The organism is Spirosoma endbachense (assembly GCF_010233585.1).
Taxonomy (GTDB): Bacteria; Bacteroidota; Bacteroidia; order Cytophagales; family Spirosomataceae; genus Spirosoma; species Spirosoma endbachense.
Genome location: NZ_CP045997.1, coordinates 6,779,281 through 6,805,156 on the forward strand (window position 1 = coordinate 6,779,281; position 25,876 = coordinate 6,805,156).

15 protein-coding genes are annotated in these 25,876 nt (G+C 48.0%); 10 read left to right on the forward strand and 5 right to left on the reverse strand.

From position 1 onward, the window contains the following. The 3 genes from GJR95_RS27660 to GJR95_RS27670 all read right to left on the reverse strand — a co-directional run bounded on the left by GJR95_RS27660 (position 1) and on the right by GJR95_RS27670 (position 5,433). Positions 1 to 3,465 (reverse strand): TonB-dependent receptor, encoded by a 3,465-nt coding sequence (locus GJR95_RS27660; protein ID WP_162388936.1) that lies wholly within the window; start codon positions 3,463 to 3,465, stop codon positions 1 to 3. A gap of 239 nt (positions 3,466 to 3,704) precedes the next feature. Next, positions 3,705 to 4,778 (reverse strand): FecR family protein, encoded by a 1,074-nt coding sequence (locus tag GJR95_RS27665; RefSeq protein ID WP_162388937.1) that lies wholly within the window; start codon positions 4,776 to 4,778, stop codon positions 3,705 to 3,707. 58 nt (positions 4,779 to 4,836) lie between these two features. Next, positions 4,837 to 5,433: an RNA polymerase sigma factor gene (locus GJR95_RS27670; protein ID WP_162388938.1), complete on the reverse strand. Its 597-nt coding sequence runs from the start codon at positions 5,431 to 5,433 to the stop codon at positions 4,837 to 4,839. Positions 5,434 to 6,291: 858 nt separating this feature from the next. Between GJR95_RS27670 and GJR95_RS27675 the strand changes: the two genes are divergently transcribed. The 7 genes from GJR95_RS27675 (at position 6,292) to GJR95_RS27705 (ending at position 20,826) form a co-directional block, all read left to right on the forward strand. Continuing rightward, the gene (locus tag GJR95_RS27675) at positions 6,292 to 10,431 is read left to right on the forward strand and encodes a hybrid sensor histidine kinase/response regulator transcription factor (RefSeq protein ID WP_162388939.1); all 4,140 of its coding nucleotides are present in this window, start codon (positions 6,292 to 6,294) and stop codon (positions 10,429 to 10,431) included. 244 nt (positions 10,432 to 10,675) lie between these two features. Beyond that, positions 10,676 to 11,476, forward strand: coding sequence for a bifunctional 2-polyprenyl-6-hydroxyphenol methylase/3-demethylubiquinol 3-O-methyltransferase UbiG (gene ubiG, locus GJR95_RS27680; RefSeq protein ID WP_162388940.1), 801 nt, complete (start codon positions 10,676 to 10,678; stop codon positions 11,474 to 11,476). 363 nt (positions 11,477 to 11,839) lie between these two features. Beyond that, a complete protein-coding gene (locus GJR95_RS27685) occupies positions 11,840 to 12,883 on the forward strand; it encodes a methyltransferase (protein WP_162388941.1) in 1,044 nt (347 codons plus the stop codon). Between the two features lie 411 nt (positions 12,884 to 13,294). Next, positions 13,295 to 13,828, forward strand: coding sequence for a cupin domain-containing protein (locus GJR95_RS27690; RefSeq protein WP_162388942.1), 534 nt, complete (start codon positions 13,295 to 13,297; stop codon positions 13,826 to 13,828). 163 nt (positions 13,829 to 13,991) lie between these two features. Continuing rightward, positions 13,992 to 19,316 (forward strand): leucine-rich repeat domain-containing protein, encoded by a 5,325-nt coding sequence (locus GJR95_RS27695; protein ID WP_162388943.1) that lies wholly within the window; start codon positions 13,992 to 13,994, stop codon positions 19,314 to 19,316. Positions 19,317 to 19,573: 257 nt separating this feature from the next. Further along, on the forward strand, positions 19,574 to 20,083 hold the full coding sequence (locus GJR95_RS27700) for a VOC family protein (RefSeq protein WP_162388944.1): 510 nt from the start codon (positions 19,574 to 19,576) through the stop codon (positions 20,081 to 20,083). 359 nt (positions 20,084 to 20,442) lie between these two features. Then, positions 20,443 to 20,826: a hypothetical protein gene (locus GJR95_RS27705; protein ID WP_162388945.1), complete on the forward strand. Its 384-nt coding sequence runs from the start codon at positions 20,443 to 20,445 to the stop codon at positions 20,824 to 20,826. A gap of 913 nt (positions 20,827 to 21,739) precedes the next feature. On the opposite strand, the gene GJR95_RS27710 is transcribed toward GJR95_RS27705, so the two are convergent. After that, the gene (locus GJR95_RS27710; RefSeq protein ID WP_162388946.1) at positions 21,740 to 21,994 is read right to left on the reverse strand and encodes a hypothetical protein; all 255 of its coding nucleotides are present in this window, start codon (positions 21,992 to 21,994) and stop codon (positions 21,740 to 21,742) included. A gap of 116 nt (positions 21,995 to 22,110) precedes the next feature. Here GJR95_RS27710 and GJR95_RS27715 point away from each other — a divergent pair, with 116 nt between their 5' ends. Further along, on the forward strand, positions 22,111 to 22,647 hold the full coding sequence (locus GJR95_RS27715) for a GNAT family N-acetyltransferase (RefSeq protein ID WP_162388947.1): 537 nt from the start codon (positions 22,111 to 22,113) through the stop codon (positions 22,645 to 22,647). 200 nt (positions 22,648 to 22,847) lie between these two features. Here GJR95_RS27715 and GJR95_RS27720 read toward each other — a convergent pair whose 3' ends face one another. Beyond that, positions 22,848 to 23,612, reverse strand: coding sequence for a carbohydrate-binding protein (locus GJR95_RS27720; protein WP_162388948.1), 765 nt, complete (start codon positions 23,610 to 23,612; stop codon positions 22,848 to 22,850). A 500-nt stretch (positions 23,613 to 24,112) separates the two neighbouring features. On the opposite strand from GJR95_RS27720, the gene GJR95_RS27725 reads away from it, so the two are divergent. Continuing rightward, positions 24,113 to 24,526, forward strand: coding sequence for a response regulator (locus GJR95_RS27725; protein WP_162388949.1), 414 nt, complete (start codon positions 24,113 to 24,115; stop codon positions 24,524 to 24,526). Between the two features lie 825 nt (positions 24,527 to 25,351). After that, positions 25,352 to 25,873 (forward strand): DinB family protein, encoded by a 522-nt coding sequence (locus tag GJR95_RS27730; protein ID WP_162388950.1) that lies wholly within the window; start codon positions 25,352 to 25,354, stop codon positions 25,871 to 25,873. The last annotated feature ends 3 nt before the right edge of the window (positions 25,874 to 25,876 follow it).

Sequence of the window (25,876 nt, forward strand, 5' to 3'; positions counted from 1 at the left end):
TTAGAATTTAAGATTTACTCCAAGCGTAAATTGACGTACGGGTGGGTTGTTCAGGTTTACGGCAATCTGGCGCTCCGGTGTTCCGCGTTCGCTGGCTCCCTGTGGGTTTAGCGTTGAGGTACCACTGGCATAGCTATTCCCCTCTGGATCAACGGCCAGATTCTGGCTGACAAGTGGCGAATAAATAATGAACGGATTGGTTGCATTGAAATAAATCCGGGCCGAGCTCATCCCAATTTTTTTGATCATCTGGCTGGAAAAGGTATAGCCCAGGTTAATACTCCTGCACTTAATGAACGAACCGTCGTAGTACCCTAACGTTGATCCAAAATAGGCTACTGCGCTGGCAGCATCCGGTGCCGGGAATGCATTGGTCGGGTTTGTTTCTGTCCAGTAATCGACTTTCACCTGGTTTACCCGGCCCTGGTTGAAGAACGCAAAACCGCCCGAACCCGTGGAATTACCCGTCAGATAGGGTACGATTACCTTCATTCCCATGCGGGCAAAGGTTACAATGGACAGATCAAAGTTTTTAAAGCTGAATCGGTTGGTAAGCCCTCCTTCCCAGTTGGGCTGGAAATTGCCAAGGATCTGCCGGTCCGAGGCATCGATTTTATTATCTCCATTCAGATCTTCGACCCGAATCTGTCCGGGGAATTGAGTTGGCGAGGTCTGTTTGGCCAACGTGCCGTTTTCTTTATCTGATGTCTGCCAGATACCAATTTTTTTGTAATCATAGATTACGGAAAGCGGTTGGCCAACAAACCAGCCAGCCCCTACATTGGAGAGTTCAGCCGGTGTAGTGAGCTGCGTAATTTTCTCCCGGTTGAAGAAATAGGTCAGATCGGCACTCCAGTTAAATCCTTTTGGGTTCCTGAAAATCTCAAAAGTCAGCGCCGTTTCTAACCCTTTACCTTCCGTTCTCCCCAGGTTTTTTAAGGTCGAACCGGCTCCATTGCTGGGTGGCAGTGGCACTGACAGCAGAATATCCTTCGTCTTCTGGTGATACCAATCGACTGAGCCCGTAATTCGGTTATTCAGGAAGCCAAAGTCAATACCGATATCCACCTGAGAGGTCGATTGCCAACCCAACCCGGTAGCTGGTAGACTGGTAACGGTATACGCCAACTGTTGGCCAGAGGTACTGGTGCCAAAATTGTAATAGCCAGCCGATAACGCACCCAACGTCGCATAAGCTCCTACATTTCTATTTCCGGAAAGGCCCCAGCTACCCCGTAGTTTCAGATTCGATATGAACGGAATTTCTTTGATGAAGCTTTCCTCGATAACATTCCAGCCTGCGCCAATAGCCGGATAGTTAAAATATTGGTTACCAGGCGATAATGTAGAGGAGCCATCGCGTCTTAGGGTTAGCGTTAACAGATAGCGGTCATTGTAGCTATAATTAAGTCTACCCATGTAAGAAAGCAAACCGGTTTCCGAGAAGGAGTTGCCAAAATCCGTAGGGGCAACTGGCGTTCCGGAAGCCAGTGAAAAATTGGATGTTTTAATGTAATCGGCCGGAACCCCCGTCACGGTAAATCGACTGCCCAGGGAATGATTTTTGGTAACTTCATAGAGCGCGGTAAAGCCTAGTCTATGCTTGCCAAACGTTTTATCATAATATAACAAGTGCTGAAGGTTTATATCCCAATACTCGGTATTACTGATCTCGGCATTTGACGAAGACTGCACCGTTGCGGTATTAAAATAGGTCAGTGGGCCACCATACCCATTGTAGTTCGACTGGCTGAAATTCAAACCAGCATTGAACCGATAACGCAGGCCAGGCAGAATACCTACCTCAGCGTACAAGCTATTAAAGGTTCGCAACGACCGGGTACGACCTAAGTATGCATCCTTTTTGGTAATGATCGTCAATGGACTGATCGTAGCCGCATCAATGGAGCCTTCTGCCGGAAACAAGTTTACGGAACCGTCTGCATTATATGGAGCGGCCAACGGCGTTAACCGGACCAGACCACCAGGAATACCGCCACCGCCCGGCGTATTTTGATAGGTAAGTGTATTCAGCGTATTCAACCCTACTTTAATGTGCTTCCCAATTCGCTGGTCGATTGTTGCCCGTATGTTTATCCGGCTAAAATCCTGGCTGGGAATAATACCTGTCTCATTAAAATAACCCAGGCCCAACGAATACTGTGTGTTTTCATTGCCGCCTGTCATACCCAACTGATGGTTGGTCATAAAGCCGGGTTTGTAGAGTAACCCCTGCCAGTCGGTAGAAACACCGGCCGCCAGCGCATCTTTTTCTTTTTGGGTAAGCGGATAGGCCGTAGTACCAGGGCTGGTGCGGTTGTATTTAGTCGCATCGTCTTTAAACTGGGCATATTCCTGGCCATTCATCACGTTGAATTTGCCCATAATCGTGGTCACGCCATGATAGCCGTCGTAGCTGAAAACGGGCTTTCCTACTTTCCCTCGTTTAGTGGTTATCAGAATAACGCCACCAGAACCTCTTGAACCGTAGATGGCCGTCGCCGAAGCGTCTTTTAGAATTTCAAGATTGACAATATCATCCGGGTTTATGTCATTCAGCCCACCATAAGGAATTCCATCGACAACCACCAACGGGCCATCAAGTCCATCGCTTGAGCCAGAGCTGGTGGTTAGTGTTCGGTTACCTCTAATTCTAATCTGCCCCTGCGAACCAGGTGTTGAGCCATTACTGATAACGGAAACACCAGCCGCCCGGCCTTTTAACTGGTTAACGATGTTTGGGGAAGGCACTTCTTTTAAGGTTTTTTCATTCACAGAAACTACCGAACCTGTAACATCCCGTTTACGTTGGGTGCCGTACCCGACAACGACCACTTCATTGAGCGTTTTGTCATCGGCAACCAGTGTGAGGTTAATAACAGAGCGATTCCCCACGGTCACCTCCTGCGTAGCAAAGCCGATGAAGGAGAAAACGAGCACAGTGCTGGCCTCATCCGGAATGGAAAGTTTGTAATTACCATCACCGTCTGAAGTTGTTCCACGCGTTGTATTCTTTATTTGAATATTTACGCCTGGTAAACTTTCGCCATTTTCACCCGTGACCCGGCCAGTCAGTTGTTTATCCACAGCGGCCTCCGTGTTGAGTTCACTGGAGGCATTTTGCTGAAGCTGGGTTGCTGGCGCAGTGTATCTTTTTATCACAATTTGCTGTCCTACAACATCATAGCTCAGATTAAGTGGCGTCAGGATATGATCCAATACCTGCGAAAGCTGTTCATTTTTTGCCTGGTAATTAACTTTCCGTTTCGATTGAATGATTTCCCGGCTGAATAAAAATTGAACGCTCGTCTGTTTTTCAATTCGCCTGATCGTTACCTCAACATCCTCATTCTGGGCTGAGATACTGACTCGTCGACTTAAAAGCTCCTGCGCTTTGCCGTCGAGGGCAAAGCCTATATTAGTTAGGGTAAGTGCAAGTAAGATTTGCAGGCTTGAAATTCTCATAATCCTGATCCAAACATTGCGATTGATGAAAAGGTATTGCATACATTTATGCGTTTTTGTTGTTTTTAGGAGGAAATGACACAAAACGTATCCCTTCTCTACTCGAAGAGATAATGTGTATATCTGACACATTTAGGGGAATTTGGGCGATAGTGTTGGTAGCACTATCGCTTTTCTTTTAGAAAAAGGATAGTTTTTTATACCATAGATAGTAGATTGGTTAAAGGTTACAGGAACAATCAATTACACCCGCGACTATGAATAATCACCTGGTTATCAACAACGTCAAAGGTAGATTCAATGGTTAGACAGATAAGTCTGATTTTCTCCAGAAAAGGGACATCGTTGAGTTGCCCGGTAAAAGTGCATTTTGTAAGCAAGTGCTTATCATATTGAATGGGCATATTATAGCTGGATTCCAGTTGAGCAAATACGTCCGATACAGGCGTGAATTCGAAACTAAACTGCTGGTTAACAATGGTTGACGTAATTTCTTTCGCTGGAATGAAATCCTGCTTAACAACCTTATCTGTTTTAGTTTCAAAACTGAGTTGTTCGTTTCTTGTCAGCAAAACCGTTTTGCCGGGCGAATCAATGGGGGTAACCGAAACCTTGCCCGTCTTCACCTTGACATAAACCGCCGTTTCCTTGTCGAAAGAACGTACCTGAAAACTGGTTCCCAGCACTTTAGTGGTCAGATTGGTTGTATAAACAATGAAAGGTCTGGCCGGATTTTTAGTCACTTCGAAAAATCCTTCTCCCTGTAGATACGCTTCCCGAAGCTTATGCGTGTTTTGTTTATGAAAACGCAGCTGACTTCCTGTCGAGAGCAATACGGAGGAGTTATCTGGCAGCAGAATGACCAGAGGCTGGCCCGTTACATTCTTTACAATTTTCCAGCCGGCATCCTGTACAGGCTGCTCTACTTGCTTGTTGAATACCGCTATCTGGTTGGGAATGGGGTTACCTAGTTGCCACCAGATTATTAAACCAGCCACTGCTGCAGCAGCAACCCACCGCCCCCAATGCCAACTGGATAAAGGTTTTACCAGGGTAGTCGATGGCGTAAGCTGATCCAGTATTTTTTCTGTATTTTCTTTTACGGATTGGTCTGAAATCTCAACCTGCTTTCCCTGAAGTACCAATAAGGTAGCTACGGCCTGCTCGTAGAGGTCCCTTTTTTCGGGATACTGGGCCAGCCATTGTTGCCAGTACACCTGATCTTCCGGCCGCCTTTCACGAACCCACGTCCGAAAGGCGTCGTTTTCTAAGAAGTCGTCAACACTTGAAAAATGGTCGGGGGGCAGAGTCATTGGTACTTTTCTACTATTTTTATTGATAGTATGAAGTTCCTATTCGCCGATACCCTTCTCAAAGGAAATTTTTTTGAAAAAAAATACAAATCACCGGAAATATGTGGACAAGCCATTGGCTCCGAAGCTTATTAAGTGCTTTCTGGAGAAAATTGGAGACCGATTGGCGGTTTACGTTCATTACCTCGGCAATCTCCGGTATGGATAAATTTTCGTAATAACGTAGATATAAAGCTTCCCGCTCACGGGCTGGCAAGGCTGCCAGTTGCTCCTGTATCATTTTCGTCATATTGACCAATGATTCCTGGCGGATCAGTAATGTTTCTGAGTCAACATCCTCTGCGACCGACGTATCCCAGTCCAGTTCTTCGTATTTTAACCGTTTTTGAGCGCGAAGATGCTGTATTATATGGCTCCGGATTGATTTTAGTAAATAATGCTTAACCGAGTCCGTTTCGTTAATCTGTAATCGATTTTGCCAGAGCTGTAAAAATAATTCCTGTATGCAGTCCTCTACGATCGATTCCTCAACCATAAATTTTAGCCCATAGTGTTTCAGTACGCCATAATAGCGTTCGGCCAGTAAACCTAATGCCTGTTTATCACCCGCGCGATAGGCTTGCCATAGCGCTTGGTCCTGTGGCTGAAAAATCATGAAACTAGTTAAGATGTAGGCTTACAAAAATAAAAAAATCATACAAATGTTTTAAATTGTACAATAAGTAATTCTTTTTATCTGAATAAAATTTGAGAAGGCAGCCAGCAGTTACGTTAGGATACACGAATGAGTAGAGCAGCTGAACGCGTATGCATAAATCCCGAAATTAATGAGCAATAGCACTCTTTGGCTTCTACACACGACTACAGATGACAACTTTGCCCAATAAGTACAAATACTCTGATAACCCAACTTTACAGTGCCTCTACTAGTCTGGTCACAGAAACACATCATTCACCAAAGCTGTGCTGTACTGAGTTGCCCAACGATAGTAGAGTCGGTAGCTAATACGGCGATATTATTTATTGGTGTAAAAATGACACTTATCTTTTAAATGTCAAAATTTCGGCCATTTTTTTGGCTACATCTAAGTTTAATTTTCATTATAATAAACATAAACAATCAGGCAAGGCTACATTCGCGGCTGCGGAGTCGCTTTCAGTACAGTAGTTCCGAGGGCTGCCGTTTTCGTATCCTTTTTGGCCGGGAAGAAGTTAGCCGGATGATCGCTAATTTAGCATTCACAGTGGCTATATCTGGCAGAGCATTTTCGTGGCTATTTCATGCAAATGGCTTAGGTATGGCCAGGATACCCTGTTTGATTCAACCCGATTCAACTACAGCTGAACATAAGGTTGTTTGAGCCATTTCTTAATAATGACCATCGAGGATTTCATTCGTCCTAAACAGTATATTTAATGCCTGTTATCCATTTGTAGATGACTGATCCAGAAACAGGTGTGTACTCTTTTGCCAGAAACGTATATACATTTTGCTTTTTACCGATTTAAGCTGATGGCTGTAAAACCGGCCATTTACCTACTAAGCCTGCTCATTGGGCTTTGTACCTGGGTAGAAGCCCAACCCTATGTGGCCTGGGTGAAGCATTATGCCCCGCAGGATGGGCTGGCACACCGGGAAGTCAATGCCATTTTTCAGGATCGGCAGGGGTTTATGTGGTTCGGTACCAGGTTTGGCCTGAGTCGATTTGATGGAAAGACTTTCACTACGTTCACCAAAGACCGCAATGGACTCGTCTTTGACGATATTCATGCTATCGCTCAGGATGCCAATGGTTTGTTATGGTTAATGGGGCCCTACCATGAATCGCGGATAGCCTTGTTCAACCCGTTGACGAGTAAGCCGGTTGCTTTTAACGGCATACGTAATGTTCAACAGGATACCGCTTTCGTTCATGAAGCTGTAGGTCTGTTAAGTGGTCATGATGGTACCATCATTTTAACGAACTCTCGCTCGGCTAAACTCACCGTTTATCACCCAACAACGGGCCTGCATTCTGTTTCTTTACCGCAGTTTAAGACACTAGGCAGCTTTCAGTCGACGGACGAAAATACGGTCTGGTGCATTGCAGATGATCGACATATTGTTGAATTGACTCCCGATGGCCGGGTGCTGCATCAGTTTTCTCATGGGCAGGGCGATCAAATAAGTTGGCATTTCGGCCAGCGAAACGCGGGTATCGAGTTTTTCTATTCGGTTTATAACCCAGCAAAAGGGGGTAAACGGCTGTTTTACAGAGTCGATGAACAAGGTCGGCGGCAGCAGTGGCCTTCTGCCCTGATCGATGCTATGGCTCGGTATACGGGCGCGATCTGCTATCCGTTGAACCGGGATGGTCTACTCTGGGATGGAATCACGCTGAGGGATTCTACCAACCGAACCCTGCTATCTATTACCGACCAGACTGCGGGTGAAACCATTGAGAATCGGAGCTTTTTCCGAGATCGGAGCGGTCTGCTTTGGTTAGGAACCAGCTTTGGTGTCTACCAGGTGAAATTAACCCCAAACTATTTCCACCGATTATTTTATCAGCCGGGCAACAAAGGCGATCAGGTAGCCGCCATTCGGGGTATTACGGTACTGGGCGATCAGGTGTATGCTAACCAGGAAAAGTTCGGCCTCTATACGGTTCCGCGGCAGGGCGGTAAACCAAAAAAGATATCCGGGAATCGTTTTTTTGCCTATGGTTTAGCGAAGGATCAGCAGGGTAAACTCTACAAAGGAGATGTTAATCAGGTAGTTAACTATGACCCATCGTCGGGAAACGCTACCACCATATCCCTACCCATCGATTCGGAGGCCTGGGCACTCTATCCGTTGAGCACCAACCAGTGGCTGGTTGGTACGCCAAAAGGTCTTAGGCTGATGGATACCAAAAAACAGCAGGCAAACCTATTTGGTCAATATAATCAGTTTGCCGAACTGGCTCAGGGACACATTCTCCATATCGCTCCTGACCGGCAGGGTACACTTTGGATTTGCGCGTCTACCGGATTGTATACTATAGACCCGATAAAAGGCATTACTGCCCGCTACTGGAGTGGGGGTAAAGGTCGTTTTCACCTGCCTGCCGACAACTATCAGCATTTTTATGCCGATAAACAGGGGATCTACTGGCTGGCTACGGGAAATGCCGGCCTGATTCGCTGGGATCGGAGGACGCATCTGTACCGACAATTCCGACGCTCTGAGGGGTTATCCAATGACAATATCTATGCCGTCTATGCCGATGGGCGAGGGCATCTCTGGCTTAGCAGCGACTACGGCATTATGCAGTTCGATCCGATTCGGCTCACGACCCGTACCTACTTTGTGCAGGATGGTATTACCCATAATGAGTTCAATCGGATTGCGCATGCCCAGGACAAGGCTGGTCGGATTTACTTCGGCGGTCTCAACGGAATCACAACCTTCGATCCGCGGGATTTTGCTGTCGAACCTCCACCGGCTCCACTCCCAATACAACTGGTATCGTTTCGTCAGTTTGACCAGGCAAGTAATAAACTCATCGACAAAACGGAAGAGCTGGCCCAAAGCCATCAACTCGTGGTGCGGCCAGGGGATCAGACATCGGTGGTCGAGTTTGCCCTATTGAATTTCACCGATGGCGAAAAGAACGTATATGCCTACCAGTTCAAAGGGCTGGATAATGTATGGACCCAGCAGACCGAATCATCGTTGCGGCTGGGGAATCTGCCCTACGGAGAGTATGAGTTGTTGATCAAGGGGCAGGCCGCTAATGGACAATGGTCGTCGAATGTGCTGTCGATTGCGGTAGATGTACAACGACCGTTTTACCTGAAAGTCTGGTTTCTGGTGCTATCGGGGCTGTTCGTTATCGCCGGAATCTGGGGCTGGCTGAAGTGGCGTATCTGGAACCACCAGCAGGAGCGGAAACGACTACAAACCGAGATCAATCAGGCCACAGCACGGATCGAAGCCGATAAGAACGTGATTGAGCAACAAGCCCAGGCACTTTATCAACTCAACGAAACGAAATCCCGCTTTTTTGCCAACATTTCACACGAGTTCCGCACCCCGCTTACCGTGATTCTGGGCATGACTTCGGAACTGAAACGGTATAGTCTCGATGAACTGGCTCAACACCGTCAGCGGGTGGCGAACCTCATCGAACGCAATGGCAGCAACCTGCTACGGTTGGTTAATCAGATTCTGGACCTGTCGAAGCTCGAAGCCGGAGAAATGTATCTGCAACCCATACAGGCCGATCTGGCCAGTTTTGCCCGCTATGTATCGGAGTCGTTCCATACGATGGCTTTCCTTAAAAACGTCGAGATGCATTTTCTGGCCGACAATCCAACGCTGGAAACGGATTTCGATAAGGACAAACTACAGGATATTCTGTCCAATCTGCTCACGAATGCGCTCAAATTTACGCCCGCTGGAGGCCAGATTTTTCTAACGCTTAGCGTTCAGGAAGGCTGGCGTTCATTAGCGAACCAGGGTTATTACGAAGAAATTGTTCCTACCCAACAGCGGGATGCTTCCTGGATAAGTATCCAGGTGCGAGATACCGGTTCAGGCATCCATGCCGACCAGCTACCGTTGATTTTCAACCGTTTTTTTCAGGGTTCCGCCGATGCAGGTTCTATCAACTCGGTGAGTGGTCAGCCTGGTACGGAAATTGGTGGAACGGGTATTGGGCTATCGCTGGTGCGCGAGTTGATCCTGTTGATGAACGGTGGCCTGGCCGTTCGTAGTCAGCCCGGTCAGGGGACTGAGTTTGTCATTAGCCTGCGTCATACCCGGCAGGCATTATCTGTTCCACTTCCCGTTGTCGAACCCATCCGTGTTCATCCTGACCGAGTGGAAGTCATCCATTCGATGGCTGACCAACCGCAGGATAAACCGATGCTGTTGCTGGTGGAAGACAACGAAGACGTAGCCGCTTACATCACCAGCTGCCTCCAGGCCGATTATCAGATTATCCGGGTCGATAATGGCCAACAGGGTATCGATCAGGCATTGGAAACCATTCCCGACCTGATCGTGAGCGATGTAATGATGCCCCTCAAAGATGGGTTTCAGTTGTGCGATACGTTGAAAAACGACGAACGGACCAGTCACATTCCTATTGTCTTACTCACGGCCCGTGCCGCAGTGACAGACCGGATTGCGGGCCTTCGCCGGGGTGCTGACGCTTACCTGACCAAACCCTTTCAGCGAGAGGAGCTAGACGTGGTGCTCACGAACCTGCTGCAATCCAGGCGGATTCTACAGATTCATTACAGTCAACAGCTCCTGCAAACGACGCGGGCCGATCAACCTGTAGACACAGAAACGGATTCGCTGGAGGATCAGTTTTTACATAAACTACGTGTGATGCTGGAACCACAGCTGGAAAACTCCCAGTTGTCGATTGATGAACTTTGCCAGCAGATCGGTTTGAGTCGCTCCACGCTCCATCGGAAGCTGGTTGGCCTGACGGGTATGTCGATTATCCCTTATATCCGGGTGATTCGATTAGGGAAGGCCAAAGAATTACTGATCTCCTCCGATCTGAATATTTCCGAAGTGGCTTATGCGGTAGGTTTCGAAGACCCGAAGTATTTCAGCCGTCAATTTTCGGAAGAATTTGGCCTCTCTCCGGCCAAATTTCGACTTGTGAAATAATCCTCCACCTATTTGACCTAATTATCCACCTTAGTTGGCAGGTCCGATCGTAGACTTGCAGTGCCGGTTTTATGACCACTTTTCCCCGGCAGCTCACAGCTATGAAAACGATCTTTACCTTCCCTTTGCCACCCACTCGCGGTTGGTTTGTTGCTTCACGGCCGTACTCTTCCTGACGTCTGGTGAAGCAACTACTGGAGACTAATCCCCTCTATTTTTAACTAATTCCTAAACAAAACGTACTATGGAAAAAATAGCACCTTCAGTTTATGAGCAGATAGACAATGAAGTTTACAAAGCGCAGGGCGACACCTGGTGGAAGCCAGATGCCGTATTGCATCTGCTGAAAACATCGATAAATCCCTGGCGGGTGGGTTATGCCATTAACGTGTTAAAGAGTCTCAACTTTGACCCTACCGGCAAAACCGCGCTTGAAGTGGGAAGCGGAGGTGGAATCCTGACAGAGGAAATCTGTAAAATGGGATTTACTACGACCGGCATCGACCCGGCTGCTACGTCGGTTCAAACCGCAGCGAACCACGCCAGAGCCACCGGGCTTTCCATCACGTATGATCACGGGTCGGGCGAACAGCTTCCTTACGCAGACCAGTCGTTTGACTGCGTATTTTGCTGTGATGTACTGGAACACGTCCGCGATTTGCCGAAGGTCTTTTCTGAGATTTCAAGAGTCCTTAAACCCGGTGGGCTTTTTATCTACGACACCCTGAACCGAACGTTCATCAGCAATCTGGTGGCCATTAAAATATGGCAAGAATGGAAACGGTGGGCCTTTATGCCGCCCAACACGCATGTCTGGAAAATGTTTATCAAACCGAAAGAAATCAAGACGCTTTTAGCAGCAAACGGTTTTGAGTGGAAAAACCATACCGGATCGCAACCCAATGTTTCCATTCCCACGATGCTGACCTACCTCCGAAAGCGGGTTAAAGGCGAATGGACGATTGCCGACCTTGGAAAGAATTTTCGCTTAGTGGAGAGTACTGATATGAATATATTATATGGAGGATACGCCATTAAGAAGTAACACAAAGGGGTAACAAGCACGTAACGTTTGTTACTTCGATTTCCATCATGCTCAATGAGTCAATTTCCCTTCCTCTTTTTCCTCTTTACTGAAGTACCCTTCTACCCATAAATCTTGAGACTCCTGTTATCTATCCTGATTTACAGACCGGTCGTTCCTGTCTACACCCTTCGTCTAATTTAATAGAACGCTGATTTTTATGATCCCTATGATTTGCACTGATTTCACCTTAGACTATCAAATGCAACACATTAAAAGTCAGCAAATTATCTCGACTTTAATCATAAACAATTTTAATGGTCTTAAAAATCAGCGTTCTATTGTCAATTCAAAAATTTTCCTAAAAATCCAATCCTGGACATCATGAACACAACACTCGAACAAATTCAGATTTCTCCGGCTCGTATCATGGAAACCGCAACGGCTTTCTTTGCGTCGAAAACGTTCCTGAGCGCCGTTAAACTTGGTGTTTTTACCACACTTTCCGGCAATCAATCCTTATCCGGTAAAGCGATTCAAAAAGCTTTAAACTTACACGATCGGGCTGTTTACGATTTCCTGGATGCGCTGGTAGCCCTTGGTTTTTTAAACCGCGATGGGTTGCTGGAAACAGCCACTTATTCCAATACACCGGAAACAGAGGTATTTCTCGACAAAAACAAGCCTTCCTACATTGGGGGATTTGTGGAAATGGCCAATGACCGCCTGTACCCCTTTTGGGCCGATCTGGATGAAGCGTTGCTGACGGGCAAACCCCAGAATGAGATCAAGCACACAGGCCGGTCAATGTTTGAAGAGTTGTATGCGAAACCGGAACGCCTGAAACAGTTTATCAATGCGATGTCTGGTATTTCTACCGGTAACTTCATGGCCCTGGCCCAAAAATTTGATTTTTCACGGTATTCGAGTCTCTGTGATATAGGTGGAGCGGCTGGTGTCCTCTCCGTTGAGGTGGCCAGGCAGCACCCAAACATAGCCTGCACGACAACCGATCTGCCATCAGTTGAGTCCATTGCCAGGGACTATATAGCCGCGCAGGGCATGTCGGAACAGGTGAAGACCGCAAACATTGATTTCTTTAAAGACGAGTTTCCCAAAGCGGATGTCATTACCATGGGCATGATCCTACATGACTGGGACCTTCCTAATAAAATGATGCTGATCCAGAAAGCCTATGATGCTTTACCGGAAGGTGGTGCATTGATCGTGGTGGAAGCCCTGATCGATGATGACCGTCGGAAAAACGCGTTTGGCCTCCTGATGTCCCTCAATATGCTGATCGAGTTCGGCGTTGCTTTTGATTTCACCGGCGCTGATTTTGAACGGTGGACGAAGGAGGTCGGATTCCGCAGCGTTGACGTAATTCCGTTGGCAGGGCCCTCCAGTGCTGCTATTGCTTACAAGTAATAGCTCAATTCATTTTTGGATTGGACCAAGCTGGCGCTGGAAACAAGTACAGATCTGATTCTGAGTGTTGTGATGATGTCTCTTAAAGATGGTTTTCAGGTATGCGATACGTTGAAAAACGATTCGCATACCAGTCCATTTCCGAAGTGGCTTATGTAGTAGATTTTGAGGACCCTAAATACTTCAGCCAGGTATTTTTCGAAGAATTTGGCCGGAGACAAGGCAAATTTCGGCTATTAGGATAATCCTCTACCTATTTGACCTGATTCTCCACCTCTCATCTGCGGGCCTTCCCGTAGACTTGTGAGGCTGTTTGTAGCCTTAAAAATAGGATCGCGGTGGCCCCTGTTTTCGCTAGCCCCAGCAACGGCAAGCACGTTTTTACAACTCCTTTTTTAACCGACTACGACCATGCAGACCCATCAGGACCGAATTCTAGACTTTGCTGCCGCCGGTATGTGGTGGGAAATTACCCAATCGACGAAAGATACCCACGGCGCTTTTTTTGAAGCCATCAATGTGCTGGCGCCAGGGTTTGACGCCCCCCCGCTGCACGTACATCCGGAAGCCGAGGAGAGCTATCATGTGCTGGAAGGTACGCTGGATGTGAACCTGAATGGCGAATGGCGACAGCTTGGCCCCGGTGAGTCGGCGATTGTTCCGGCCGGGATGACCCACACCCTGAAAAATGCGCATCCCGTGGAGGTTCGTCTATTAAACGTGCATAAGCCCGCTCTGGGCTTTGAGCGTTTCTTCCGACGGATGCATGCCTTGATTGCCAGCGGTAAACTGACGCTGCCGCCGAAGAATTTTGGATCACTGATGCGCCTATCGATGCTGTTTGTCGAGCACGAAAAGGAAATTAAATCGGCTAGTCCTCCTCATGGCGTGATGCGTTTTTTTGCGTTCCTCGGTAGTCTGCTGGGCTATAAACTGCCGGGTTAAACTAATCTGGTCCTAATCCGGTTGGCGGGCGTGTTTGCTGCTCAGAGCCGGAAGCCATTGATGGGTAAGGCCCATTGTTGCTGCCATAGCAACCGGCCAGCCACACTTTCTGAACTCAACCTTATGAATGGGTCTGTTTTTCTCAACCATTTACTTAATAACTATGACTCACTTTTCTACTTTCCGGTTGCCTCTCCGGGCGTTCACTCTCTTCATTTCCTGGTTATTGGTGGTGCTGTTGACGACGACGGTCTCGGCCCAGAACCCCACCATCAGTGGCTTTGCCGCTACATTGAGTACGGCGTGTGCGGGTAGCCCGGTGACCTTCACCGCCACGGTGGGCAATGTGACAGGCGGCTATGCCTATACGCTCACCAATGGCAGCAGCCCCCTAACGGGCAGCAGTAGCAGTACCAGCTTTAGCCAAAGTCTGGTGGTGAGCGGGTCTGGCAGTCAGAGCTTCAGTCTGGTGGTGAACACGGCTGGTGGCTCGGCGGTGGCCACTACAACCCTGACGGTGGGTAGCCATCCTGACTACCAGCCCCTGGTAGACCTTTACAACAACAACAATGGGTCAAACTGGACCAACAAGACGAGGTGGCTGACGAGTTGTGATCCCTGTACGGGCAATGGAGGGTTCCCCTGGTATGGGGTGGGTTGTTTAGCTGGGCGGGTAAACAGACTCGATCTTCAAAACAATGGCTTAAGTGGGAGTATCCCGGCTAGTTTGAGTGCGTTGACCAATCTGCAGGAGCTTAATCTGAGCGCTAATCAGTTAAGTGGCAATATCCCAACGAGCTTGAGTGCATTGACCAATCTGCAACGGCTTACTCTAAGCGTTAACCAGTTAAGTGGCAGTATCCCGGCTAGCTTGAGTGTATTGACCAATCTGCAATCCCTTGGTTTGAGCAATAATCAGTTAAGTGGGAGTATCCCCGCTAGTTTGAGTGCATTGACCAATCTGCAAGAGCTTACTCTGAACAATAACCAGTTAAGTGGCAGTATTCCAGCTACGATTGGCAGTCTGACGAAGCTGCAATACCTTGACTTGACCACTAATCAGTTGAGTAGTATCCCAGAGAGTATGGGTAGTCTGATCAACCTGCAAGAGCTTAAGCTGAACGATAACCGGTTAAGTGGCAGTATCCCAGAGAGTATGGGTAGTCTGGCCAATCTACAATCTCTTTCTCTGTACAATAACCAGTTAAGTGGGGGTATCCCGGCTAGTCTGGGGAGTCTGACCAACCTGAGCTACCTTGCTCTGTTTAATAACCAGTTGAGTGGGAGTATCCCAGAGAGTATGGGTAGTCTGACCAACCTTACAGTGCTTTCTCTAAACAATAACCAGTTAAGTGGGAGTATCCCAGGGAGTCTGGCTAGTCTGACCAATCTGCAATCCCTTGGTCTGAGCACGAACCAGTTGAGTGGGTGCTGGCCAGCTAGTCTAACGGCACTATGCGGCCGTGCATTCAATAGTTTCTTCAGTAATGCGGGTTTGCCCGGAGGAGGTAGCAATTCAGCCTTTGCGGCCTTCTGTGGCACTGGACAGGGCAGCGAGGCCTTTGTGCCCACCGCCAGTGCCAGTGCCCCCACCGTGAATGTGGGCGGGGTGGTCAGTCTGAGTACCGCCGGCGGCTCCAGCTACAGCTGGATAGCGCCCGCTGGGGCTCAGCTCTGGAGTCCGGCGACGACGAATGTGGTCTCGGCCACGCTCACCCAGGCCGGCCTACAGACCTTCACCGTAGTAGTCAGCAATGGGACAACCTGTAGTCAGACCGCCACCGTTTCGGTGACGGGTACGGGCTCGGCTTTACCCACCCTTAGTGGCTTTGCCGCTACCTTGAGTACGGTCTGTTCGGGTAGCCCGGTGACCTTCACCGCCACGGTGGGCAATGTGACAGGCGGCTATGCCTATACGCTCACCAATGGCAGCAGCCCCCTAACGGGCAGCAGTAGCAGTACCAGCTTTAGCCAAAGTCTGGTGGTGAGCGGGTCTGGCAGTCAGAGCTTCAGTCTGGTGGTGAACACGGCTGGTGGCTCGGCGGTGGCCACTACAACCCTGACGGTGGGTAGCCATCCTGACTACCAGCCCCTGGTCGATTTTTACAACAGCACCAATGGGTCGGGCTGGACCAATAAGACGGGCTGGCTCCAGAGTTGTGACCCTTGTACGGGCAATGGCGGAAACCCCTGGTTTGGGGTGACTTGCTCAGGTGGGCGGGTAAACCAACTCTTACTTTCAAGCAATGGCTTAAGTGGGAGTATCCCGGCTAGTTTGGGGAGTCTGACCAATCTGCAAACGCTTAATCTAGTCACGAACCAGTTAAGTGGCAGTATCCCCGCTAGTGTGGGTAATCTGACCAACCTGCAACTGCTTTATCTGGCCTCGAACCAGTTAAGTGGCAGTATCCCCGCTAGTTTGAGTGCATTGACCAATCTGCAAACGCTTAATCTGAGCGTAAATCAGTTGAGTGGTGATATCCCAGCTAGTCTGGGCAGTATGGCCAATCTGCAACAGCTTGAGCTGTTCAACAACCAGATAACTGGCAGTATCCCCGCTACGCTCGGTAGCCTGACCAACCTGAAATTCCTTCGTCTGAACGATAACCAGTTGAGTGGCAGTATCCCTACTACGCTCGGGAGTCTGACTAACCTAACACTGCTTACTCTGTCCACGAACCAGTTGAGTGGCAGTATCCCATCTACACTGGGGAGCATGATCAACCTGCAACAGCTTTTTCTGAGCGGTAACCAGTTAAGTGGGAGTATCCCGGCTAGTTTGAGTGCACTAACGAACCTAACATCGCTTAATCTGAGCGAAAACCAGTTGAGTGCCAGTATTCCATCAAGCCTGGGGAGTCTGACCAACCTGCAAGTGCTTACTCTGTCCACGAACCAGTTAAGTGGCAGTATTCCATCCACACTGGGAAGTCTAACCAACCTGCAAAATCTTTTTCTGTACGATAACCAGTTGAGTGGCAGTATCCCCGCTACGCTCGGAAATTTGACCAATCTAACAACGCTTTATCTGCACAGCAATCAGTTGAGTGGGTGCTGGCCAGCCTCGCTGTCAGCTTTCTGTGGGGTGTCTTCTAAAAGCTTTGCCAACAACGCGGGCCTGCCCGGAGGAGGTAGCAATTCGGCCTTTGCGGCCTTCTGTGCCACTGGACAGGGCAGCGAGGCCTTTGTGCCCACCGCCAGTGCCAGTACACCCACCGTGAATGTGGGCGGGGTGGTCAGTCTGAGTACCGCCGGCGGCTCCAGCTACAGCTGGATAGCGCCCGCTGGGGCTCAGCTCAGCAGCCCGGCGACAGCGAGTGTGGTCTCGGCCACGCTCACCCAAGCCGGCCTACAGACCTTCACCGTGGTTGTCAGCAATGGGACAACCTGTAGCCAGACGGCCACCGTTTCGATAACCGTCAGCAGTGTCCAGCCCACCCTTGCCGGCCTGGCCCCTACCCCCAGTGTGGTCTGTGTGGGTAGCCCCGTGACTTTCACCGCCACACTGGGTAACGTGACGGGCAGCTATGCCTACACGCTCACTAATGGCAGCAATCCCCTAACGGGCAGCAGTAGCAGTACCAGCTTCAGCCAGAGCCTGGTCGCAGCCAGTTCCGGCAATCAGAGCTTTTCATTGATTATTCGTAGTAATGACCTCTCGGCTAGTGCCACCACTAGCCTGCTGGTGAATGCGTTGCCTACCCCCAGCCTCCAGGCCAGTGGCACCCTGAGCTGTGCGACGAGCAGTGTCACCCTGACAGCCAGTGGAGGGGCAAGTTATAGCTTCAGTGGGCCCGGACTAGTGAGTCAGAATGGAGAAACTGGCACGGCGGTGGTGAATGAGGCTGGTACTTATTCAGTCACGGTCACCTCGACCGGGGGCTGTACGGCCAGTACATCAGTCAGTGTGTCCGCCGATCAGACGGCTCCTTCGGTGAGCATCAGCCCAACCAGTGCCACCCTGACCTGTGCCAACCCATCGGTGACCCTAACGGCCAATGGCTCCGGCCCCTTCCGCTGGAATACAGGCTCGACCGAGAGTCAGATCTCGGTGAACACGCCGGGCACCTACTCGGTGACCATGACCAGTGGCAACAGTTGCTCAGCCGTGGCCACCACCACCGTAGAGCCCAACTCCAACCTGAAGGCCCCAACCCTGCTGGCCAGTGCTCCCTCAACCACCAATCAACCCATCTCCGTGACGGCCAGCGGCTGCGCGGGCACCATCAACTGGTTGCCCCAGGGGGGAACAGGGCTGGCCAACGGTGAGGTCTATACCTTCACCCAGCCCGGTAACTACTCCCTCTCGGCCAGTTGTACCCTGGGAAGCTGCACCAGTCCCCAGGCGACGCCCTTGAGCTTGCAGATCCTGCCCGGCAGCTTTGCCATTACCAAAGTCACCATGGTCAACTGTACCCTCATCGATCAGCCCAGAGGACGCTATCAGGTCCAGTTCACCCCCCTGTATGTGGGCAACAATGCCAATCCCATCTCCTTCTCCGTTGTCAATGAGATGCCCACCACCACGGCTCCCGCTCCCTATTCGCTTCAATTGTACAATGACAATCCGGTGATCACCCTGGTGGCCAATCAGGCGGGTAACTCCGAAGCCCGCTTTGCCTACAACTGGCTGGCTTCCTGTCAGACGGGCAACAACCCCAACAGCCCACCCACGACCAGCGGTATTCCCAACCAGACCATCCTGGCGGGGCAGGCCTATCAATTGCAGTTGACCAACTATTTCTCCGATCCTGATGGACAGGCGCTGACCTTCTCAGTGACGGGTTTACCCGCTGGCCTGAACCTCAATGGTTCTCTGATCAGTGGTACGCCTTCCAGCACAGGGGTGAGTAGTGTTCAGATAACGGCCCTCGATCCGGGTGGGTTGTCAGCTCAAACCAGCTTCCAGCTGACGGTGAATCCGATGCCGACTTCGCCCGCTGGCTTTACCATCGTGGGGGTCTCGACGGTGAGTTGTGCGGTCTTGAGCCCCGGTCTTCGCCGGGTGACGTTTACCCCCCAGTACGGGGGCACCGACAGTTCACCCATTAGTTTCTCGGTGGTCAACGAGCTGGTGGCGACCACCAATCCGGGTCCGTATAGTCTGAATCTATACACAGATAACCCCGCTATTACCCTGACGGCCAAACAGGGAGGCTCCCTGGCCAGCTTTGTCTACAATTGGCTTTCGGTCTGCAATCCACCAGCTCGGGTCGGATCGGGGGAAGCCCCAACAGGTTTACAGGTGACCGTACTGGGCAATCCGATTGAGGGCAACTCTGTGGAGCTGGAGATTCGGGGGGTTGTGGGTCAGGCTGTGGAGTTGAATCTGGTCGATTTGCAGGGCAAGGTGCTTCATCAGCAGCGGCTGGAGAAAGCGGGTTCAGTAGAGCGGGGGAGCGTGCCGATCGGTACTGGCAAGGGAATCATCCTCTTGCAGGTCCATACGGCCACAGAACACCAGCAGGTGAAACTATTAAGGCCTTAACGTTTGAAACCGGTTATAAGTAAGCCCGGACCTATTTTGATCCGGGCTTACTCATAACCCAACGAATCCTCAATCAGCCGCTGTGTGATCTTCTTCATAGGCGGTAGCAGGCTCTGCTCTTATTTATTTAGTCTGCGTGGCTGTTGCACAACGCCTAAATTAGTCGCAAACTGCCCTCCTATTGGCGCGACTACGCCTGACATAAGAAACCCGTCCGGTTTAACTTTGTTCTACCATAAACCGAACGGTAAACAAACATGAAAAGGCTCAATAATACCATTGCCGGACTTGAATTGGCCCAAATTGGCTGGGTAGTTCCGGATATTCAAGTTGCTGTAGAATTCCTGTCGAACGCTTTGACGATCGCTGGCTTTCCCAAGCCGGAACATATTCGCGCACAGGATCTGGGCATGACCTACTACGGCCAGGTCGTGGCCGGCGAATGGCTGACCACCCAGACTTATAACGGAGGGGTCTTCATCGAACTCATCCAGCCCGTTTCCGGCCAAAGCATGTTTCACGATTACATCACCCGGTATCCGGCAGGCGGCACACAGCACCTTGCCTTCCGTTTGCCGGTTAGCGATTTTGAGCGGGTCACCAGCGAACTGCACGAACAAGGTTATACAATCATTAGCGAAGTCGACCATCCCATTGCGCGGATGGCTTTCTTCGACACCTACCAACCGTTGGGCGTTGCCACGGAGATTATGGGTATCACTCCGGATGGATGGGTCGCCATCGTACAAATGCGGAACGCTACGTGAGAATGGGTTAATCCTTTAACCCAAGATCGACAATTTATCCACTGCCTACTCCTGATTTTAGAAAATATACCCGAGTATTAATGACAAATTTCGGTTTCGATAGTCTACAAAGAGCAGAGCTATACTGAGGTACGACTATAGTGCTATGCTTAGTAAACCACCATACTTCCAGAAGGGCACATTTGACTGATTGTTAGGCCAGCACTTTGTCTACTGGCCAGGCTCTATCAAAATTTTATGCGTATAGATTTTATAGCCATTAAACAAGAATACCGTATAATCAACAAATAAAGTGACTTTGTTTAAGCAAGAACGTCCAAATAGCACGTTAGATACCTATACCGTTCAACAAAATCATAATGATGATTACTAAAAAGCAAGTTAGCAAGAGCGATGCCATACGTACTGCTGACCTGCTCTCTCCCATAGAAAACTGGCAGCAGGCTGCCACCAAGTTCTATAATTTGTACAAGATTTTAATGCAAACCATTGCAGTACGTGAGCAGGTAGAACGTCTTTCAACCTATAAAGGCGCTCTTCCCCTTCGTCAGTATTCATCATGCGAGCTTGAACAGTTGCGTAAAGTGATGTTTGACGAACTCCATCAATTAGTAAACGACATGAATGATCTACCATGCTTTGACCAGGATATCGAGCGGCTTCATTCACATACGCTAAAGCTTCAACAGCAGAGTAAACGAATCCAGCGGGCTCTTGTCTTAAGCTCGCTGAATGCCTCCTAGAAAAACTTTCATCACTGTATTGTAAGCAATCTACCTGGCGCTTCAAGGCAGTATTCCTTTACACACGACAGCCTGCTATATTTTTTGGTGATGGAGTTTTTCCTATTCATGGGCTCGAAATCGGCTCCAATGGATTAGTTGCCGATACTTTTTCGCTCTTAATCAATAGGTTTGCCTCTCTTCTACGTTATTTCTTTAGCGAGGCTTCCCGCTTCACCATACCAGTATGCCACTCTATACTACCTGAAGCCCGGCCGCATCTTGTTGCAGTCGGGCCTTTCTTTAGTATAAGTGAATAACAAATGGTAGTTTCGCCTTGAAAAACAAACTCTGTTCTCCGAACAAGTTTGTTTTGGTGTGGATAGAAGCGGAAAGCCCGGCTCATTTTGAAGTCGGGCTTTTTCATTGACTATCAATCGCGGAAGTGCCCGCCAGAGTAATCTAATTTAAGATGATATGATTATTAGCTTAGCGTTTAAACAGATCAGAGCGAAAGTACTCACGACATAGGCTCTTCAGGAGATAATTTGCCCCTATTTTATTCGAAAGGAATCAACTATTTCAACAATTATAAACGATGAAACTCCGCCAGCTAAAAGTCGGGCGATATTCTTTTTATTCAACGAATAATTAACCCTGCCAGACAATAAACCTGACAGGGTAAGCCGTACGAATGGCGTCTATCTCATTATATACAGCTTCCCATTTAAAGCTACTCATCTGTAAAGAGATACTTGCTAAGGACTAATGAATTAATTAACCGGCAAATAAGCGTATTTACATATTTTCTCTAGAATAAACACCGATCCGACTTGAGCTATCCTGCATACCAGTCGTAATCTGTTTAGTCAAGTTGTTTTACGCTACTTACCAGGAGATATATCTGTTATTAAACGAAGCAATATCTAAATCTTTAGGCTTCATTGTCCTCTTTTGCCGGTTCAGTTTTTTTGACAACCAACTGATCTACTTCCAGTTCGCCAATTCGAAGTTTACGGATGTTAGCCCGTCCAATGCGTAATTGCCCAATGGCTAGTGCTCCGATAGCCAGAACTCCTACAGCTAAAGCGCCAACAGCCAGGGCTCCGATCGCCAGTTGCCCTACCCTGGCTTGTCTAATTCCACGTTTCCCAATTTGTAACGGCAATGAAAACCCTTTCTTTGACATGACTTGGTCTTATTTAGTGTTAAAATAAAGACTACTATCTGTTGTGTTTTGTTGTGCGGTATCGTTCTATTAACTGGAATAATGTTCTTTTGTGGACGTATCAGTCATTTTATTTAATGAAATCGCCTTTCCTTTATTCACCTCGTCTGCTATTTATTGCCAGCTCACCAACTTTATTGCAAGCTGAGCTAGAGGATACTTTTCAATTAGCTCAATTACTTAACGTAGATACGCCTTCTGACTGGCCGCCAGGCGAGTATGATAAAGATGCGATTCAGTTTTTTCTGGACCAACTTCTAGCAGGTGGACAGGATGCGATTGGCTGGTATGGCTGGTACGTTATTGCTTATCCCACTACGACAACACTAGCTACTTTAGTGGCTGCTGGTGGCTATTTTGGCCCACCCAGTACAGAAGGAGTACTCGAAATTGGGTATTCAGTTTCTGAGTTTTGGCGAGGGCAGGGCATAGCCACCGAAATTATTGCTACCCTACTGAATAATGGATGGCAACAAACAGGTGTTAAACGAATCATTGCCCATACATTACCCACTAATAAAGCATCGATCGGGGCATTAGTTAAAAATGGATTTTACCAAATAGATAGCGACGATCCAGAAAAGTTGTGCTTCGAACGGCTTCCTATTGCCTAGCTGCCGATCACGTTTAGTTAAGAATGGTCAAAACTTAAGCTAATCTGCCGCATTAATCGCTGGCGAATCGTTCGTATAAGCCGTCAGCTTCTGGACAAGTATTCCTTTCCCGAAAATTGCGGCTAATGCGATAGAATTAGACCTTTAACCAGCAAATCAAGAAGAAAGCTGATCCAGCATTCCCTGATACTAAGCTTTCATTACTGTTTGTTTGCTGGTAGCTGCTTAACGAGCACGAAGTCGAGATAAGCAAGATTGGACCCTTTGTTGTAGTGTAAGGTAAGCAGATTAGTCCCAGCTACGGGAAAGGTAACTTCACCAACGGTAGCCTGGGTCCACCGATGAAAATCCCCGGTATTCTCAGGCAATATCAGGTCAACGGCTTTTTTATTATTCAGCCATAACGATGATTTATTATCCTGAAAGCCATAAACAGTAATGATCTTATACAGGCCTGGTACTTTTACGTCAACCGTATAATTGGTCCATTCGCCATCATCCTGCCAGCCAATATATAACTGGTTTACTTTGGGATCGACTTTGTTGGGATGATTGAAATCTGCAAAGTCCTTTGTAAACGAAATGTCCACACCTTCATTGGCCCGAAAATGCACCAGATAGTCGGATACTCCTGGCCGCTGATGGTCGGGTTCACGATTGAGTTTCCCACTTCCATTATTAATTGGGTCGGTATCGTGATAAGCAACTCCTTCTCCTCCCAGATCATAATAAGCCAGTTCAAGGCGTCCGGGTATTAGCTGTGCACCCTTTGTATATTCAGCATCTTTAAACGGCTTACCCTTATATTCTTTTGGCACTTGCGCAAAATGAGCTGAAGCAGTTATTACCAGCATCAATGCCACGCCCAGTATTTTTTTGCCAAAAACGTACGAGTCAATTTGCTTGATCTGCCAGCGTATGTTGTTCAATAGGTGGTATTTCGTTTGCATCAGAGACTTGACCATTCAACTGTTTTTGAAACAAAGGGATTTCATGTCCATTGTTACTCCGCCAAAACGCCCTAAGTGAGCTTTCTCTGTATCCACCAATTGTCGTGGCCGAATAGATTGATCACTAAGTACCTTAGCATGGAGTTGGTTTTAGCATTTCATTATGCCTACTGGTAATGAAATGCCTCTCAGCAGGTTTATGGATTTGATCTAACCTATAAATCTAATTTTTACATATGAATCAACGCTTCTTGATGTGTCAATGACTAACGTGTAATTTTACATCAACTTCATCATGCAACGTGCTTTGTGGAGTAGTTTAACCGCGATCCGGTAGCTCGTAGTGGGGCTACCGGGTTTTTATAATCGTGATTACTGCTCATTCTTTGTGTATTCCTATTGAAGGCTGGTAGAATTGGGACAGGACTGACAATTCCATTTAGAAAGACTTATACAGTTAAAACACAAGGTTTATTTATTCGTATATTCGCCATCGCTACCGTAACAGCTTTAAGATGGAACAGAATGCTTCTCAGGCTGTCTTTGTCGCCGATGATGATGAAGACGATCGTTTTTTATTACAACTAGCCTTTCAACAGCATAGTCCGGAATGTCAGCTTGTTTTCGCGCAGGACGGGCTCGTTCTGCTTGATGCATTGGCTCAAACCGATTCGCATCCCTGTCTTATAATTCTGGACGTCAATATGCCCCGTCTCAATGGACTGGAGGCTTTGTCTGTTTTGCGGAGTAATCCCCTTTATAAAGATACGCCCATTGCTATTCTAACGACATCAAGTGCAATAGATGATCGGTACCGAGCTTATGAGTTAGGGGCTAATGACTTTATCTCTAAGCCCCTAAGCCTGGAAATGTTTGGTCCCATCATTCGTAAACTTCGCAAAAACTGGCATCTTGATGAATGTATTTAAGCCTTGAAGCCCTGGAGGTATGAAATAATTTTTTGCAAAAATCATTTACCTATCTGTAATATAACTACTCCGTGCCACTAGCAATCCTATAACGGATTAGCAGTTAAATAAATAGGCAGGGCTTTCTTATAAAAACGGCAAGGAGCAGTTAGCCATACCTTTGTGGTTCTCTAGACTACAAAACCATGACTGTCGCTCCCTGCTTGGCTAAACCTACAACATTTTTCCAACTTCTTGACCAAATTTGGTTGAGAAGTTGAAAGAAAGCCGTAGTTTTAGCCGTGCTGGGAACAGGGGTCATGAATTTGTCGTCTAGTTAACCACAAAGGTAAGACTACTGGCTCCCAGCCAGTTTTATAAGAAAGCCCTGTATTTTGCTATGAGTATGGTTATCAAATTCTTAAAAATGATGAGTTCTTAATTATAAAGCGAGAAGAAAAAATGTGGCTACCTTAAACTGTTAAAACATTAATTTCAATATATAATTAACGCCTATGTATCAAAATATATTGATAAACTTAATGTTACTGAAAGAGTCAAAATTGGCTTTACTAGGTTTAGGTTTACGTGGATTTTAACAATCCGGCAGCTTAACCAGGCCCTTATTTTTCACTATAGGATTAAATTTCCGGATAAATCTCAAACAAAGATACGCCTGCTACTAACCAGCTTAGTTGCCATTCCTGCCAACCCGCTCCGTCTATTCGGTAAATCGATGGTCAGTTTATTGTCGTAGGATCGTTGATTGCTAGAAACTGACCCACCTTCAAAAATTGCTAACTTGTCGAAAGTTTTAGAACATTCAGGAAGTTAATCGACACCACCATGACCAAATCCGACATTCAGGTGATGCCAAAGTTTTTCGACAGATACATTAATCTGGCCGAGAATATCGACATCATCGAGGCTCTCACTCAAACAGCCACTTTTTCCAGCCTGATCCCGATCGAAACCCTGGAAGCACTGGGCGACCTTCGCTACGCGCCAGGAAAATGGACCGTTAAAGACATCCTGCAACATGTTATTGACAACGAGCGAATCATGACCTACCGGGCCATGCGCTTTGCCCGTAACGACAAAACGGCCTTACCAGGGTATGACGAGGAATTGTTCGGGCAAAACGCCAATGCTACCCGACGGTCACTTAGTGATCTATACGACGAGTACGCTATTCTCAGAAAGGCAAGTATCTCTTTATTCAATAGTTTCGATGATGAAATGCTGGTACGTGATGGCATCTGCTTCAATCAAACTATTTCTGCACTGGCACTGGGTTACGTTGTGGTAGGCCACGCACTTCACCATGCTACCATAATCCGGGAGCGCTATCTGCCGCTACTGGATTAACCA